Origin of the sequence: Crossiella cryophila, from assembly GCF_014204915.1 — a bacterium.
In the GTDB taxonomy this organism is placed as follows: domain Bacteria; phylum Actinomycetota; class Actinomycetes; order Mycobacteriales; family Pseudonocardiaceae; genus Crossiella; species Crossiella cryophila.
Map to the genome: position 1 here is coordinate 7,627,784 of NZ_JACHMH010000001.1, position 15,908 is coordinate 7,643,691.

Consider the following 15,908-nt stretch of genomic DNA (forward strand, 5'->3'; position numbering starts at 1 on the left):
TCATCTCTGCCCACTCGCGCCACGATCTCCGCCCCGATGGCCGACTACTTCTCGCAGGCCACTCCGTCACCATCCCGGTCGAGGTGCTTGCCGTACCCGGGTTCGCCGCGATGCAGGGGCGCCGCGCCCTTGCTCTTGACCTCGTCACAGTTCTTGTAGCTCACCTGCGCCGGTTTCGTCTGCCGGGTCGGTTCCGGCGCGGGCGGCGGTTCCTGGCTGCGGGTGGTGGGCGGCGGCGGTGGCGGCGGGGCCTCGGTGGTGGTGCTGGGCTGGGATTTGTCCACTCGCAGCACCAGCCGGGTGGTGGTGGCCACCGAGGTGCCCATGCTGGTCACCGACACCACCCGCCAGTTGGTCTCCACGATCACCTGCCGCCCGTCGACGGACTCCACCCGCACATCCCGGAACCCCAGCGCCGCCAGCTCGGCCTTGGCCTCCTTGGGGTCCTTGCCGATCACCCCCGGCGGCACGATCACCCCGGCCGGGGTCTCGGCCACCGCGGACACCGTCACCGAGGTGCCGGGGGCCGTCTCGGTCCGGCCGCCGGTCAGGCCACCGATGATCGCCAACCCAAGCACGACCAGCCCCACCACCCACGGCCACTTGCGTTTACGCGACTGCCACCACGCGGCGTTACGGTCCGGGCCGGAGATCGTCGCGTTGGCGACACCGGGCCCGACCGATCGGTAGGTAGCCCTGCGGGCGGGGCGTCTCCTGGCGAACCCGCCCGCCGGGGTCGATCACTGTGGGATCGTGCCTGCGGCACATCCGAGCACCGGAGGTTCGACACGTGATCCGCCGCCTGGCCGCCGTCACCCTGGCCATCGCACTGGCACTACCGCTCCCCACCGCGGGCGCGGTGGCCCCGCCCGACTACGGCGACTACGCGCTGGTCTTCGAGCGTTCCGCGGGACAGCTCTGGACCGAGGGTGTGGTGGCCAGCCAGTGGGCCTGGAAACCGCTCAACGCGGACAGGACCGAGTCCGAGATCGCCTGGGGTCACCCGAAGGAGTGGCCGCCCGGGTACGGCGAGCACTTCGTCAGGGACGGGGACTGGCTGCTGGTCAACGGCTACTTCGACCACACCAACAGCAACTTCAACACCCAGCGGGTGACCGCGGAGTCCATGGGTGACGCCAACTGCGCCGACATGCGGCCACTTCCGTCCAGTGGCGGTAGACAGCACTACGTGCGCTGGACCATCCCGACCACCGCCTACTGCCTCTCCGCCACCGGCACCATCAAGGTCGGCGCGAACGGCGCGGTGGTGAACTTCCGGCACGAGCAGATCTGGTACCCGCCAGCGCCGTGCGCCAACAGCTTCCTCGGCAACCAGACCTGCATCCGCCAGCACGAGCGCTGGTACGACGACAAGGGTGTGCCGTTCTCCCTGTCGCTGGAACGGGATCAGCACATCGCGCTGGGCCAGGGCATGGGATTCCGGATCCACCAGACCTACGACCGCGGCTGGCCCGCCGAACTCAAGGAGTGGCGGGCCGAGCTGCGGTACGCCTGGCGCTGGTGAGGGGTCAGGGGCGGCGGGCGCGCACCAGGTAGGCGGCCGAGCCGTAGCGCACGCCGTCCTCGGTCAGGTGCGCGGCCAGGTCCGCCCGCACCCCCTCGACGATCCGGGCCTGGGTGTCCGGGTCCTGCTCGCGCATGATCCAGCCGAACTGCTCGGTGATGAACTCCAGCGCGTCCGGGACATCGCGGCCGAACCACATCTGCTCGCTGACCGGGTCCACCTCGATATCGGTGAATCCGGCGGTGCTCAGCAGGTCCCTGGTCAGGTCCGGATCGGTGAGCCCGCCCGCGGTGGGCGGCGGCACCGTGGGCTCTACGCCGTTGGCGAAGGCGGTGCGGAAGACACGCATCCACTCGTTGCGCGGCATGGGCTGCCAGCTCAGCAGGGTGAGCAGGCCGCCGGGACGCAGGGCGCGGGCCAGGTTGGCGAAGGCGGCGGGGGCGTCGCCGAAGAACATCGCGCCGTGCCTGCTGACCACCCGGTCGAAGGCGTGCTCGGTGAAGGGGTGCACCTGGGCGTCGAGCTGGCCGAACACCGCGTTGGGCAGGTTCTCCCGGCCGGCGAGTTCCCTGGCCAGCGCGAGCATGGGCGCGGACAGGTCGACGCCGAGCGCCAGTCCTGATTTCGCCTGGCGGGCGGCGTCCCTGGTGACCTGACCGGCGCCGCAACCGACGTCCAGGACGGTGGAATCGGGCTCGATCGCGGCCGCGGCAAAGAAGTGCTCCCGGTAGCGGGCCACGCCCGCGTCGAAGCGGTCGGCGCGCCGGGTCCAGAACTCGCCCTGGCCGCCGTCCCAGGCTTTGAGCTGTTCGGTGTTGGACGGGTCGACTCGCAACTCAGTGCTCCATTTCAGACGCCGATCGCGCCATCGATCCGCTCCCGCAGGAGGTCGGCGTGTCCGTTGTGCCGGGCGTACTCCTCGACCAGGTGGATGAGCACCCAGCGCAGCGACACCGGGCCGCGCCAGCTGTCCACGCCCTCGACGTCCAGGCTGGCCGCCGCCGCGACGAACTGCCCGGCGAAGGCGACCTCGGCCCGCCAGTCCGCCCAGGCCGCCGCGATGACCGCCGGATCGGCTGTGGCGCCGTCGAAATCGGCGTCCGGCCGGTCCGGCGTGACGTACAGCGGCGGCACGTCCTGACCGGCCAGCACCCGGCGGAACCAGCGGCGTTCCACCTCGGCCAGGTGCCGGATGAGGCCGAGCAGGGACAGTGTGGACGGCCCTACCGATCGGTCGGCGAGCGCGCGGTCCAGGCCGGCGCACTTGAGTTCCAGGGTGGCGCGCTGGCCGTCCAGGATGCCGAGCAGCACCTCGCGTTCGGGGCCGGTGGCCGGGGCGGCCAGCCGCGGGTCGCGGTCGGCGGGGACGAACATCTCCGCACGGCGGCGCGGGCTGGCGGTGCTCACGAGCCGACCCTACGGGGCGGCGAGCACGTCCACAGCTCGTTTTCGCACCTCGGCCTCATCCACTTCCACACCCAGCCCCGGCCCGGTCGGCACCTGGGCGACGCCATCGCTGACCTGCACCGTTGTCTCGCCGGCGTAGACGGAGTCGATGAACTGCCTGCCGTTGAGGTCGACCGGGCCGGAGATGCCGTGCGCGGCGAAGAGGTGCAGTGCGGCGGCCAGGCCCAGGTCGGAGTCGGTCAGGCCGGAGCCCATCAGCCGCACCCCGCTGTCCTGGGCGAGCTGGCACAGGCGGCGGGACAGGGTGAGGCCGCCGGTGCGCTGGACCTTGGCGATGGCCACGTCTACCGCGTCTAGACGGATGAAGGTGGCCAGGTCGGTGGGGTGACGCAGGCTCTCATCCAGCGCGATCGGCAGCGGACTGAGCACCCGCAACCGGCGCAGCCCGCCGATGTCGTTGGCGGGCAAGGGTTGTTCGAACTCGGTGACGCCCAGCCCATGCAGTTCACGGGCCAGCCGGAGCGCGCTGTCCACGGCGTAGGCCTGGTTGGCGTCCACCCACAGCGGCGCGTCCGGGGCGGCCGCACGGGCGGCGGCGACCACGGCCAGATCGGTGCGCTCGGCGTGCAGACCGATCTTGACCTTGAACGCCCGGTAGCCCGCGGCCAGGCCCTCGGCCACCGAATCGGCCACCTCGGCCGGGGTCTGGCCGGAGAGCACCCAGGCCAGCTGGACCTGCTCGATGCGGCGCTGACCCCACAGCACGCCCAGCGGCACACCCAGGGCGTGGCCGAGCAGGTCGTGCAGGGCGATGTCCACCGCGGCCTTGGCCAGTGGCGCGCCGATGGAGAAGCCGCGGTTGATCACTCGGTCGAACACCGCGGTCACCCCGTCCAGGTCCCAGGCCGGGCGGCCCAGGATGGCCGGGGCGAGGTAGCGGTCGATGGTGGTGACGATGGATTCGGCGGTCTCGTAGGTCCAGGCCGGGATCGGGGTGGCCTCGCCCCAGCCGCACATCCCGTCCGCGCTGACCTTGACCAGGATCCGGATGCTGGGCCGCCCGGCCACCGCCACCGCGCCACCGGCCACCCCGAAGTCGCGCAGGGTCGGCAGCGCCACCGCGAAGGTCTCGACCCGCTCGATCGTGAGGCCGGACAACGTCATCGGGCTTCCTCTCCCTCTTGACCGTGTTGGACGACGGCTCTAGCGTACTGACCCAACGCGATTCGGAAAGCGCTTTCCGACTGGACAGTGCTGAAGTGTACGGCGCTTTCCACCGGAGAACGGGGATCCGATGACCGAGCGCGAATCCACCGGCGCCAGCCGCGCCCGCCGATGGCTGGACCGCTCCTGGCGACCGGTCGCGCTGCTGGCCGCCGCCCTGCTGGCCTGGCAGCTGATCACCGCAACCGGGCTGGTCGCGCCCTACCTGGTGCCCTCCCCCGGCGCGACGCTGTCGGTCTTCGCCGCCAAGTGGTCCTACCTCGGCGAGCACACCTGGGTCACCAGCTACGAGACCCTGCTGGGCTTCCTGATCGCCGCGGTGCTGGGCGTGCTGGCCGCGGTGGTGATGGTCTACTCGCCGACCGTGGAACGCACGCTCTACCCGATCCTGTTGTTCGCCCAGGTGATTCCCAAGATCGCGATCGCACCGCTGTTCGTGGTGTGGCTGGGTTTCGGCCTGGAGCCCAAGGTACTGGTGGCGGTGCTGATCGCGTTCTTCCCGGTGGTGATCCCCATGGTGACCGGGCTGAAGTCGGTCAGCGCGGAAATGCTGGAACTGGCCGCCACCATGGGCGGCGGAGCGGTCAAGACCTTCGTCAAGATCCGCTTCCCGGCCGCGCTGCCACAGTTGTTCGCCGGACTGAAGGTCGCGGTGACGCTGGCGGTGACCGGCGCGGTGGTCGGCGAGTTCGTCGGCGCCAACGAGGGCCTGGGCTACGTGATCCTGCAGGCCAACGGAAACCTCGACACGCCAATACTGTTCGCCGGCCTGATCCTGATGTCGATGATCGGCGTCGTGCTGTTCGTCCTGCTGGAGGCCGCCGAGGCACTGCTGCTGCCCTGGCACGTCAGCCGCCGCGCCACGACCGTGACCACCCTCTAGTCGAAAGGCCACCGCCCATGAGGACCACCGGTCGACTCCTGCTCACCGCGTTGTTGTTAGTCACCGCCACCGCGTGCACCGGTGGTGGCGCACCCGATCCGGGCAAGCAGATCACCCTGACGCTGAACTGGTACCCCTACGGCGAGCACGCGCCGTTCTACCACGGGCTCAAGCAGGGGATCTTCCGCAAACACGGGATCAACCTGAAAATCCAGGCGGGCCAAGGCTCCGGCAAGACCGTGCAGGCGGTCGGCGGCGGCCAGACCGAGTTCGGCTGGGCCGACACCGCCTCACTGCTCACCGCCGTCGACTCCGGCGTCCCGGTGAAAAGCCTTGGTGTGTACCTGCAGACCACCCCCGCCTCGGTGCAGTTCTTCGGGGACAAGGGTTTCAGCAAGCCGAGCGATCTCAAGGGCCGCACCGTCGCGCTGACCGCGGGCGACGCGCTGTCCAAGACCTTCGGCGCCTTCCTCAAGCAGAACGGCATGACCGAGACGGATGTGCGGATCCAGAACATCGACCCCGCCGGCAAGATCGCCGCGGTGATCGCCGACCGGGCCGACTCACTGGTCGGCAACGCCAACGACCAGGGCCCCACCATCCAGGACAAGGCGAAGAAACCCGTGTCCTACCTACGTTTCGCCGATTTCGGCCTGAACTACTACAGCGACGGCCTGCTCACCTCCACCGCCCTGCTGGACAAGGACCCGGACCTGGCCAAGCGCATGGTCGCGGCCACCACCGAGGCATGGGCGGAGGCGGAGAAGAACCCGGCCGCCGCGGTCGAGTCCATGCAAGGCGCGGCCGAACAACTCCCGCCACCCGCCGTGGTCCTCGACCAGTTCACCACCACCCGCGCCCTGCTACGCACCAAGTCCACCCGCGACCTGGCGCCCGGGGTGAACACCGAGGCGGATTGGAAGGCCACCATCGAGGTGTTCGTCCGCACCGGAGTCCTGGCCGCGGCGAAGGACCCGTCGACCTACTGGGCGCACACCGTGGCGGGCAAGGGATGAGCCGGGTGATCACCACCCGCACCAGCCACGCCGTGCAGCTGGACGCGGTCAGCGTCCGATTCCGCGCCCGCAAACTCGCGGTGACCGCGGTCGAGGAGGTGTCCCTTGACGTCGAACCGGGCGAGTTCGTCAGCATCGTCGGCCCCTCCGGCTGCGGCAAGTCCACCCTGCTGAAACTGGTGGCGGGCCTGCTTTCCCCGTCCACCGGCACGGTCCGCCTACTCGGCGAACAGGTCCGAGGCCCCAGACACGACATCGGCTACGTCTTCCAACGAGCCGCCCTGCTGGACTGGCGCTCGGCCAGACGCAACATCCTGCTCCAGGCGGAAATGCGCGGCATGCCAACGGCCGAGGCCCGGCAACGCGCGGATGAGCTGATCGAGCTGACCGGCCTGAGCGGCTTCGCCGATGCTCTGCCACACGAGCTGTCCGGCGGGATGCAACAACGGGTGGCACTGTGCCGGGCGTTGTTGCACCGGCCACGGGTGCTGCTGATGGACGAGCCCTTCGGCGCACTGGACGCCCTGACCCGGGAACAGATGAACGTGGAACTGCACCGGATCTGGCGGGAGACCGGCACGACGGTGTTGCTGGTGACGCACTCGATCGCGGAGTCGGCTTACCTGGCGAACCGGGTGGTGGTGTTGACGGCGCGGCCGGGGCGGGTTGCGGAGATCATTCCGGTGGGGTTGCCGGAGCGGCGGGGGTATGCGGAGACGATGGGGTTGCCTGGGTTCGCGGCGGTGACGGGGCGGATCCGGGAGTTGCTGGGGGCGGCTACGGCGGCGGAGTGAGTTCCGCGGGCCTACCGAATGGTTGGTCGGCTTGCGGGATGACGGGTTCGCACGCCAACCGAATGGCCGGTCGGCCTGCAAAACAACGACTGCGTACACCAAGCGAACGGTCAGTCGGCACGCATGTCGGCGGGACCGCACTTCTACCGAACGGTCGGTCGGCCTGCGGAACAGCGATTGCGCACACCAACCGAACGGCCGGTCGGCACGCGTGTTGGCGGATCGGCACTTCGTCCGAACGGTCGGTCGGCCTGTGCGGTGGCGGGTCCGCGCGCCAACCAAACGGTCAGTCGCCTTACGCAATGCGGACCATCCGCCTACCGAATGGTCGGTCGCCTTACCCGACGGCAAGTTCGCACGCCTACCGAACGGTCGGTCGGCCTGCGGGACAAGGACTCAGCTTTGCGTTCGACCTCGTTTCGAGTCCCCGTCTGGCCATGACTTCACACCAACCGAGAAACGGTCTCCGGCCCGCACCACCGCAACCGCAGTCGCAGGTCCGATCTTGTGTCACCGTCGGCAGCGAGCCTCTTCGCGTACCCGCTCAGACCGGTCAACGGCGCACCTGATAGCGCAGGTGAAGCACCCGGTTGCCCTGAATCACCACGTCAGGTTCCGCCAACAGGTGCTGCGCGGCGACCGACCCGAAGAAGCGCTTGCCGGACCCGAACACCACGGGCACGACGTCCATGCGCACCTCGTCGACCAGACCCGCGGCAAGCACCTGACCACCGACCTCACCGGCGGCGACCTCGACAATCCGGTCGCCCGCAAGCTCCTGCGCCTTGGCCACGGCCGCCTCGATGCCGTCGACGAAGTGGAACGGCGCCTCGGGGTCCCAGCCCTCGGGCGCAGGCCGGTGTGTCACGACGACCACGTGGTCGATCCCGCTCGGCGGCTTCCCATCCCAGCCGTCCGTGATGTCGAAGACGTGGCGGCCGGCGATCGTCACCCCGATCTGGCCCCAGTACGCCCGGGTGTGGTCGTAGGAGGCCTGCGACACCTTCAGCACGCCGCTGTCGTCCAACGGGACGTCACCGCTGGTCAACCAGTCGAACAGCGGTCCGGGCTGGTCATTCTCGTCCGCGATGAAACCGTCCACCGACACCGAGGCGTACATGACCACCTTGTCCACGGGACTCTCCTCTGCTTTGGGGTGCCCCAAATTAGCGTGTCGTGAGCTGTCGCTCTTGTAAGAAATCAATCGGCGGGCAGCGGCCAGCCATCCAGCGTGTGGCCTGGATGTTCGCGCAGGAACCGCCGCCGGACTTCGAGGTACCGGGTCGGCGTGAGCCCGGTGAACTCCCGGAACTCGTGGCCGAAGTGGGCCTGGTCGAAGTAGCCCGCGCCACTGGCAAGCTCGCCCCAGTCGACCGGTCCGGCGGGGTTGATCGCGAACACGGTGGCGGTGAAGCGGTAGGCGCGGGCCAGCCGCTTCGGCGTGACGCCGATCAGCTCCTTGAACCGCTGTGCCAGATGAGTGCTGCTGACACCGGCCGCCACACTCAGGTCGCCGATCGCCACCGCCCCGCTGGTCGCCGCGATGACGTTGCTCGTATGGCGGACCAGTCCCAGGCCAGTGGTCCCGCACAGCCGTCGCATCAGCTCCTCCTCGAGCAGCGTCAGCATCTCGTGCGGTCCGGGCGCCGTGGCCAGCCGGTCCCGCAACTCGGCAACGGCAGGCCGGCCCCACACCTGCTCTACCGTCACCGGCCGGTCACACAGCTCGGCCGCGGGCATCGGCAGGAACGGCGCCAGCCCCCACGGCTTGAAGTGCACGCCGACGGACCGGGTCCGGAGTGGGTAGCCGAACTCCACCACGCGGGTGGGCACGGTGACCACGCAGCCGTCGGCGTACTCGGCCGTCTCGATGTCGGCACCGGCACGGATGCGGAACGGCGCCCCGAGATTGACGATGAGCAGTGCCGATGGCGACGGCGGCAGCGTCAGCCGGGCGTAGGGCGAGGCACCCTCCAGGTAGTAGAGGTCGTCGATCAGCCCGTCCAGCGGCGGTCGCGGCACTCTGGACACGTACTCCACCCGCACAGCATCGCCGACGCCCCGCCGCATCGCGCGCGGGGACACGGCGCCCGAGCCTCGGCGCGGACCTGGTGCTCGCTACGACGTGGTGCAATGTGGCCGGATCGATTTCGCCCGGCTGCGGACTGCACTCGCGGGTTTGTCGCTGCCCCGCGCCGCTGATGGCCGGTTTACCCTCGCCGTCGAGGTGTCACCGTGGCTGCGGCCAGGCGGCGTTTCCTGCCCGGCTCGCTCGTGCTGCCACACCTGTGATCGGGGCAAGGATGAGCACCTGCTGGCCTTACTCGATCGTGGCCGCGCCGGAAACCGGCCGCACCTCGTGGACCACACTGCCCGATGCCATCCGGCTCCAGCCCTGTGCGGCAGGCGTCGACCGCTGCCGGCACGCGTTCCTGCGCCGATTCGACATCCAGCACAAACAATCCTCGGATGGACCGCGCCCAAGCCACGCGATCCCGAAGCTGCCGACCACTGGCTCCCACACACAACTCCGGCTGGCCCGGTCCTTGGCCGTGGACCTGCGTCGCCCGGGGGAGAAACCGTTGCCACTCAATAGACTCGCCCCGCCAGGGTCCGCCGTGGGTTCCGGAACATCCGGGTCGCAACCCATCACCAGCCCGTGCACCGAAACCATCGCGGCCAGACCCTGGACGGCCCGCCAGCTCGAAAACCCGGCATCCCGTCGCTCGCCACGACGTCGGCGAGTCCTCGCCACAGGCGAGCCATGCATCCGACCCACCCATCTCAAGAAGGCGCCAAGCCCCGCCGAACCGGTTAACCGCCAAGCTCTGCGCACCTACCGAATGGTCGGTCGGCACGCGTGATGGCACGTCAGCACATCTACCGAACGGTCGGTTGGCTGGTGCGAGTGCGGGTCTGCGCGCCTATCGAGTGGTCAGTCGCCTTGCCGGAGGGTGCCTCCCCACGCCTACCGAGCGGTCGATCAGCTTGTGCAGGCGCGAGTCAACGCACCTACCGAACGGTCAGTCGCCTTACAGGCAGGATGTCCACACGCCTACCGAACGGTCGGTCGCCTTGCCCGATGGCATGGCCGCACACCTCCCGAACAGTCGGTCGTCTCACACGCAGCATGGCCGCACGCCTGCCGAACAGTCGGTCGCCTTATGCGATGGCAAGTTCGCACGCCTACCAAACGGCCGGTCGGCCTCCGGAGCTGCAAGTTCGCGTGCCTACCGAATGGTCGGTCGGCTTGCCGAGCAGGGAACCTGCGTGCCTACCGAATGGTCGGTCGGCACGCGTGATGAGACGTTCGCACATCTACCGAACGGTCGGTCGGGCGACTGGCGGCGCGGTCCGGTGCTGAGGCGCGCTGGCCAGGCATTCCCGCGCGGGCCTGCTCACGCGGCAGCGGGTCTCCCCCGCCTCCTTCCCATCTCGGCTGAGTTTCGCTCTTTGCTCTTCGCCCTCGACGATTCATTTCGATTGACACTGAAATAATCGTGCCGCCAGAGAAAATAAGCCAGCCGACGGCGCAACTGGCCACGCCGGGCGGCCTGGCTCGGCCGGGTGGGTCGGGCTTAGAAGGCCGGGATCTTGGTGATCGGTGAGTTGCCGTCGCCTGCGGGGGTCAGCGTGATCTGCCAGCTCCGGTTGCCCTGGAAGCCCTGCAGGAACTTGGCGAAGCCACAGTCCCTGGTGAAGCCCCGCCGACCGGCGTCCCAGTCCACGCCGGTCTTGTAGTAGACGCCGTAGGTCCCGCTGGGCAGTCCGTTCAGTGTGGCGCTGGCGCCGGCCCGCACGTAGATGGTGGCTCGTGGGTCGGTTGGTTCGCCGACCACGGCGGAGACCGCCACGTCCTGCTTGCCGTTGTTGGTCACCGCCAGGGTTCCGCCGCCCTTGGCTCCGGTGCGGTGTACCACCTCGCCGTTGCCTGCTCGGCGGTTGGGCGCGGCGGCGGGTTCGGGTGGCAGGGGGAGGCCAGAGAACTTCAGGCCTGCCTTGGTGAGGTCGGCTGGGAACTCGCGCTGGTTGTCGCGGCGGAGTTCGATGATCGTGCTGACCTTGGAGTTGCGCACGAACAGGTCCTCGGCGACGAGGGTGCCGCACTCCGTGGGGCGGTCGCTGATCTGCAGGGGCACGGTCAGCGCGCTCAGGCCCAGGAAGTACATGTCGAAGCGTTTGTGCAGGTTGCGGATGCCTGGGGGTGGGGTCAGGTCGCGGAACTTGATGTTCTGCTTCATCAGGGTGTCGCCCAGGGCGGCGCGGGCGATGTTCAGTTCCGCCAATGTGTTCACCGCGACGACTCGCTCGGCCAGTGGGCGGACCACGTCCACCAGCTCATTGAGCGCGGCCTGGTACTGCTCCATGGTCAGCGCGACCGGTGCGGCGCTGGTGGTGGTGCTGGTTGGCGCCGGTGTGCTCTGGCCGCCGCACGCACCCACGGTCAACAGCGTGACGGCCAGCATGGCCGACACGGCCTTCGAGTTCCCCATGACCCGTCCCCCAGATCGTGTCCTGCTGCGGCGCAGGCTAGCAGCGGGTGGCCCGCGCCGCTTGGCCAGGTTGGTTCGGGCATTGTGGACGGTGGTGTGTCGTAGTTGTGTCGCAGCCGGCTGTCGGGCGTGCCCCGGTCCGGTGATCGCCGCATACTGGCCGGGTGGCCGCGATTCTGCTCATCGAGGATGATCCGTTGGTCCGGCGTGGGCTGCAGCTCGCGTTGACCCGGCACGGCCACGAGGTCCGCACCGCCGAGGATGGCGAGACGGGGTTGCGGGAACTGGCCGGGGCGCCGCCGGACATCGTGGTGCTGGACGTGATGCTGCCGGGGATCGACGGGTTCGAGGTGTGTCGGCGGATCCGGGACTCGGGGGCAGTGCCGGTGATCATGCTGACGGCGCGGAGTGATGACTTCGATGTGGTGCATGGGCTGGCGGCCGGTGCGGATGACTATGTGATCAAGCCTGCGCAGCCGACGGTGCTGGATGCGCGGATCCGGGCTGTTCTGCGGCGGGTCGGGGTGGAGCCGGACGGGGTGCTGGGCAGTGGTGAGTTGGTGATCAATCCGGTGGCGGCGACGGTGTCGCTGGCCGGGGCGCCGGTGGCGTTGACGCCGACGGAGTTCCGACTGCTGCTGACGCTGGCTCGGGCGCCGGGGCGGGTGTTCAGCCGGCAGCAGTTGCTGGAACTGGTGTGGGAGCACGACTATCTCGGCGACTCGCGGCTGGTGGACAACTGCGTGCAGCGGCTGCGGGCCAAGATCGAGGACTCGGCGCGGGTGCCGGAGCACGTGCAGACCGTGCGCGGCTTTGGTTACCGGTTCGGCCCCGGATGAGGCGGCGGAGTCTGCGTACCCGGTTGGTGATGGCGTTTGTGCTGGTCACCGGGTTGGGGGCGGTGGCGGCGACGTGGGCAAGCGCGGGGTCGGCGCGGGCTGCGCTGCTGGGTGAGGCGCAGCAGCGGCTGACCGGGGAGCTGACCGCGCGGATCGCGGCGGTGGCGGCTCAGGTGAGTTTCCCGCCGGATCAGGGTGTCCTGGAGCGGTTGCGGGCGGCGGTGGGGGACAACACGGTGGTGTCCTTTGTGGACCAGCGGGCCGGGGCCGGGGCGGAGCGGGCGGCGGAAGCGTTGCGCGGCGGGGTGCGGGAGCGCAATCGGCTTGTGTGGCAACGGGTTGATATGGATGGGCCGCGGTTGCTGATCGGCACGCCGGTCATGATCACGGGGGTGGACGGGCGGCGGATGCCCTCGGGTATCGAGGTGTACGCGGTGCGGGATCTGGCAGGCACCCAGGCACAGCTTGACGAACTGACGATGGCCGCGGCGCGGACGAGTGCGATCGCGTTGCCGTTGGCGGTACTGGTCGCGTTGCTGGCGGCGGGTGGGGTGCTGCGGCCGGTGCGGCGGGTGCGGGACACCGCGCGCAGGCTGGCCGCCGGGGACCTGGACGCGCGGTTGCCGGTACGGGGCAAGGACGAACTGGCCGAGCTTGCGGGCACGGTCAACGAGATGGCGGGGTCGTTGCAGCACACCGTGGCCGAACTGCGGCGGTTGGAGGCGGACGCACGCCGGTTCGTCGCCGATGTCTCGCATGAGTTGCGCACGCCGTTGAGCACCCTCGCGGCGGTCAGCGAGATCCTGCAGGGCAGCAGTGCCGAACTCGGTCCGGCGGAACGGGAATCGGCGGAGCTGGCGGTGGCCGCGACCCAGCGGCTGGTCCGGCTGGTCGAGGAGTTGATGGAGGTGTCCCGGTTCGACGCGGGCATGGCGCAACTCCGGGTCGAGCCGGTCGAGGTGGGTGGGGCGATCCGGGACTGCCTGCGCGCCCGTGGCTGGCTCGACCGGGTGCGCACCGAGCTGCCCGAGCCGGTTCCGGCGCGATTGGACCGGCGGCGGCTGGACGTGATCCTGGCCAATCTGGTCGGCAACGCGTTGCGGCACGGTGGGCCACCGGTCACGGTGACGCTGCGCGCCGAGGCCGAACGGATCGAGATCGAGGTGACCGACCGGGGACCCGGACTGCCGGAATCGGTGCTGCCGCACGTGTTCGACCGGTTCTACAAGGCCGACGCGGCCCGCTCCGGCGCCGAGGGCAGTGGGCTGGGACTGGCCATCGCGCGGGCGAACGCCCGGCTGCACGGCGGCGAACTCACCGCGGCGAACCGGCAGGGTGGCGGCGCGTGCTTCCGCCTGGTGCTGCCCAGGGAGGCGACATGAGGCGGATCGGCTTGGCGGCACTGGTTTTGCTGGCCGCCGGATGTGCCATCCCACCGTCCACTGTGGAGGATGGTGGCGACGCGCCGACCGGGGTCTCCCCCACTGTCACGCTGTACTTCGTGGACGCCCAGGGCCGGTTGCGCCCCGACGAGCGCCACACCGGCAATCTCGGCTCGATCGGCGAGGCGGTGTCGCTGCTGCTCACCGGTCCCGGCGGCGCGGCGCCCGCGCTGCACACCGAGATCGCCGTCAGCGGCACGACCAGGGTGTACGCGAGCACTGAGCCGGGCCTGATCACCCTCACCCTGCCGCTGACCCGCGACGAAGTGACCGACCGCGGGGTGGACCAGGTGGTCTGCACCGCGCTGGGTGTGCACGTGCAGAGCGGCGGATCGGCGACGACCAGGGTGCAGCTGAGCTTCACCCATCCCGGCGCCGATCCGCACGGTCCACGCACCTGTCCGGCGAACTAGCAGCCGTGGAACCGCTTGTCCGCGGCCCAGCCGGTGTTGGCCCAGGTATCCGGTGACACCCTGGCGATCCCGGAATACCGCGCGGCCAGGCCGTCGAGCAGCCAGGCGGTGAACCGGGCCGCGCCGGCCGGGCAGGTGTGGATGCCGTCGGAGCTGCGCTCGATCCGGCCGTCCCGCTCCCGCTGGTACGTCTCGCCCCAGACCTCGCGGCTGTCCAGCACCTCTCCCCCGGCCTCCTTGACCGCGGCGGTGGTGCGCCCCAACTCGGCCATGTGCTCGGCGTAGAAGTCGTCGGGGCGGATCGGCGGCATGGTCACGAACACCACCTTGGCCCCGCCGGCCTCGCGCACCAGGCGCTGGTACCCGGCGCGCTGTTCGGCCTGGCTGCCCCAGTCGTAGGTGGTCACCTGGTACACCACCACATCCGGGCGGAACTCGGTGAGCACGCGGGGCAGTTCGGCCCAGGTGGACTCGGCCAGCGGGCCGACCACCCCACCGCCACCGGCGGCGGCCATCGACTTCAGCGTCAGGCCGCTCGCCTTGGCCGCGGCCGTCAGCGGCAAGGCCAGTCCTTCGGCGATGGAGTCGCCCATGAACAGCACCTTGGACACCTTGGGGCCGTTGGCCGACACCGCGGGGCGACCGCCGAGCGCGCTGGTGTCGATCGCGGCGGTGGCCGGGCGGGGCAGCACGATCCAGGTCAGCGCGACCACGACCAGGCTCGCCGCGAACGCCGCCAGGCCGGTGCGACCGCGGGCCCAGGCCGCCCGGTAGCGGATCGGATCCTCGACGAGAACCTTGGACAGCACGGCCAGTCCCAGCGAGACGGCGCAGACGAGCACCGTCCACAACCAGCCGTCCAGGCCGGTTTTCTCCTTGGACAGCAACAGGAACACCGGCCAGTGCCACAGGTAGAGGCCGTAGGAGACCAGGCCCAGTCCGCGCAACGGCTGCCAGCACAGGCCGCGGTCCAGCACCGAGCCGGGGGCCAGCAGGATGAGCAGTGCGGCGGCCAGCGACAGCGCGAAAAGGCCGCCCTGGAACAACATCGGCGACTTCTCGCCGTCGACCAGCAGCCAGGCCAGGGCCAGGCCGAGGGCCAGCGGCACCGCGGTCCAGGACGGCAGGGTCCGCTTCACCCACTCGCGCACCGGTTCGGTGGCGGCCAGCGCGCCGAGCAGCAGGGCGAAGGCGCGGGTGTCGGTGCCGGTGTAGACCCGGTCCGGATCGGTCAGCACCAGCATCAGGCCCAGCGAGGCCAGCGCGCCCAGTCCGGCGGCCAGGGCCACCGCGCGCTGGCGGCGCAGGCCGAAGACGACCAGCGGCCACAGCAGGTAGAACTGCTCCTCGACCGCCACGCTCCACAGGTGCCCGAACACCCGGCCCGGCCCGAACCGGTCCCAGTACCCGGCCGATTCGGCCAGCAGGTGCCAGTTCGCCAGGTTGAGCTGCACCCACGGACCGTCCGCCAGCGCGGTGCGCAGCAGTTCGGGTGAGCCGAACGCCCAGGTCAGCAGGGTGACACCGGGCAGCAGCACGGCCAGTGCTGGCCACAAGCGGCGGATCCGGCGGCCCCAGAACACGGTCAGCGAGCGGGTGTGATCACGCAGCAGCAGGTCGGTGATCAGGTAGCCGGAGAGCACGAAGAACAGGTCAACGCCGAGGAATCCGCCGCTGAGGTGGCCCGCGTGGAAGAGCAGCACCCCGGCCACGGCCAGGCCGCGCAGCCCGTCCAGCGCGGGCAGCCGCGGCCGCGCGTCCGGCTCGGCGGCCGGGCGCGCCGACAGTAGGTTGGTCATGCCCCGAGCCAACGCGCCCAGTTCCCCGCCTGGATCTCCGTCGTGTCGCAGTCCTGTCGCGGCACAATGGCCC

At 70.1% G+C, this 15,908-nt stretch carries 16 protein-coding genes; 8 read left to right on the forward strand and 8 right to left on the reverse strand.

Features of this window, described 5'->3' with window-relative positions:
* Positions 1 to 44: 44 nt before the first annotated feature.
* Positions 45 to 578, reverse strand: coding sequence for an excalibur calcium-binding domain-containing protein (locus HNR67_RS45200; RefSeq protein ID WP_312988517.1), 534 nt, complete (start codon positions 576 to 578; stop codon positions 45 to 47).
* Positions 579 to 790: 212 nt separating this feature from the next.
* Here HNR67_RS45200 and HNR67_RS32635 point away from each other — a divergent pair, with 212 nt between their 5' ends.
* Positions 791 to 1,525 (forward strand): hypothetical protein, encoded by a 735-nt coding sequence (locus HNR67_RS32635; protein WP_185006106.1) that lies wholly within the window; start codon positions 791 to 793, stop codon positions 1,523 to 1,525.
* Positions 1,526 to 1,529: 4 nt separating this feature from the next.
* Here HNR67_RS32635 and HNR67_RS32640 read toward each other — a convergent pair whose 3' ends face one another.
* The 3 genes from HNR67_RS32640 to HNR67_RS32650 are packed head-to-tail and all read right to left on the reverse strand — an operon-like array spanning position 1,530 to position 4,096.
* Positions 1,530 to 2,360, reverse strand: coding sequence for a class I SAM-dependent methyltransferase (locus tag HNR67_RS32640; protein WP_246492648.1), 831 nt, complete (start codon positions 2,358 to 2,360; stop codon positions 1,530 to 1,532).
* A gap of 14 nt (positions 2,361 to 2,374) precedes the next feature.
* Entirely contained in the window at positions 2,375 to 2,899 is a 525-nt protein-coding gene (locus HNR67_RS32645; protein WP_185011370.1) for a DinB family protein, read from the reverse strand.
* 42 nt (positions 2,900 to 2,941) lie between these two features.
* Positions 2,942 to 4,096, reverse strand: a complete 1,155-nt coding sequence (locus tag HNR67_RS32650) for a mandelate racemase/muconate lactonizing enzyme family protein (RefSeq protein ID WP_185006108.1) — start codon at positions 4,094 to 4,096, stop codon at positions 2,942 to 2,944.
* A 130-nt stretch (positions 4,097 to 4,226) separates the two neighbouring features.
* On the opposite strand from HNR67_RS32650, the gene HNR67_RS32655 reads away from it, so the two are divergent.
* From HNR67_RS32655 to HNR67_RS32665, 3 genes are read left to right on the forward strand one after another with little or no spacing between them, the layout of a single operon-like run.
* The gene (locus HNR67_RS32655) at positions 4,227 to 5,039 is read left to right on the forward strand and encodes an ABC transporter permease (RefSeq protein ID WP_185006110.1); all 813 of its coding nucleotides are present in this window, start codon (positions 4,227 to 4,229) and stop codon (positions 5,037 to 5,039) included.
* 17 nt (positions 5,040 to 5,056) lie between these two features.
* Complete coding sequence (locus tag HNR67_RS32660) at positions 5,057 to 6,055, forward strand: ABC transporter substrate-binding protein (protein WP_185006112.1); 999 nt, start codon at positions 5,057 to 5,059, stop codon at positions 6,053 to 6,055.
* A 5-nt stretch (positions 6,056 to 6,060) separates the two neighbouring features.
* Entirely contained in the window at positions 6,061 to 6,849 is a 789-nt protein-coding gene (locus HNR67_RS32665; RefSeq protein WP_312988522.1) for an ABC transporter ATP-binding protein, read from the forward strand.
* Between the two features lie 553 nt (positions 6,850 to 7,402).
* Here the strand turns inward: HNR67_RS32665 and HNR67_RS32670 are convergent.
* Together HNR67_RS32670 and HNR67_RS32675 are read right to left on the reverse strand one after the other, a co-directional pair.
* Positions 7,403 to 7,984: a dihydrofolate reductase family protein gene (locus HNR67_RS32670; protein ID WP_185006116.1), complete on the reverse strand. Its 582-nt coding sequence runs from the start codon at positions 7,982 to 7,984 to the stop codon at positions 7,403 to 7,405.
* Between the two features lie 65 nt (positions 7,985 to 8,049).
* Entirely contained in the window at positions 8,050 to 8,871 is an 822-nt protein-coding gene (locus HNR67_RS32675; RefSeq protein WP_312989662.1) for a helix-turn-helix domain-containing protein, read from the reverse strand.
* Between the two features lie 106 nt (positions 8,872 to 8,977).
* On the opposite strand from HNR67_RS32675, the gene HNR67_RS43915 reads away from it, so the two are divergent.
* Positions 8,978 to 9,445, forward strand: coding sequence for a hypothetical protein (locus HNR67_RS43915; protein ID WP_312989663.1), 468 nt, complete (start codon positions 8,978 to 8,980; stop codon positions 9,443 to 9,445).
* Positions 9,446 to 10,427: 982 nt separating this feature from the next.
* Here the strand turns inward: HNR67_RS43915 and HNR67_RS32690 are convergent.
* Positions 10,428 to 11,342, reverse strand: a complete 915-nt coding sequence (locus HNR67_RS32690; RefSeq protein WP_185006118.1) for a hypothetical protein — start codon at positions 11,340 to 11,342, stop codon at positions 10,428 to 10,430.
* A gap of 164 nt (positions 11,343 to 11,506) precedes the next feature.
* On the opposite strand from HNR67_RS32690, the gene HNR67_RS32695 reads away from it, so the two are divergent.
* From HNR67_RS32695 to HNR67_RS32705, 3 genes are read left to right on the forward strand one after another with little or no spacing between them, the layout of a single operon-like run.
* Complete coding sequence (locus HNR67_RS32695) at positions 11,507 to 12,181, forward strand: response regulator transcription factor (protein WP_185006120.1); 675 nt, start codon at positions 11,507 to 11,509, stop codon at positions 12,179 to 12,181.
* Positions 12,182 to 12,210: 29 nt separating this feature from the next.
* Positions 12,211 to 13,563: a sensor histidine kinase gene (locus HNR67_RS32700; RefSeq protein ID WP_246492649.1), complete on the forward strand. Its 1,353-nt coding sequence runs from the start codon at positions 12,211 to 12,213 to the stop codon at positions 13,561 to 13,563.
* Positions 13,560 to 14,036: a hypothetical protein gene (locus HNR67_RS32705; RefSeq protein WP_185006125.1), complete on the forward strand. Its 477-nt coding sequence runs from the start codon at positions 13,560 to 13,562 to the stop codon at positions 14,034 to 14,036. Before HNR67_RS32700 ends, HNR67_RS32705 begins: the two co-directional genes overlap by 4 nt.
* Here HNR67_RS32705 and HNR67_RS32710 read toward each other — a convergent pair.
* Positions 14,033 to 15,835 (reverse strand): acyltransferase family protein, encoded by a 1,803-nt coding sequence (locus tag HNR67_RS32710; RefSeq protein ID WP_185006127.1) that lies wholly within the window; start codon positions 15,833 to 15,835, stop codon positions 14,033 to 14,035. The genes HNR67_RS32705 and HNR67_RS32710 overlap by 4 nt on opposite strands.
* Positions 15,836 to 15,908: the final 73 nt, after the last annotated feature.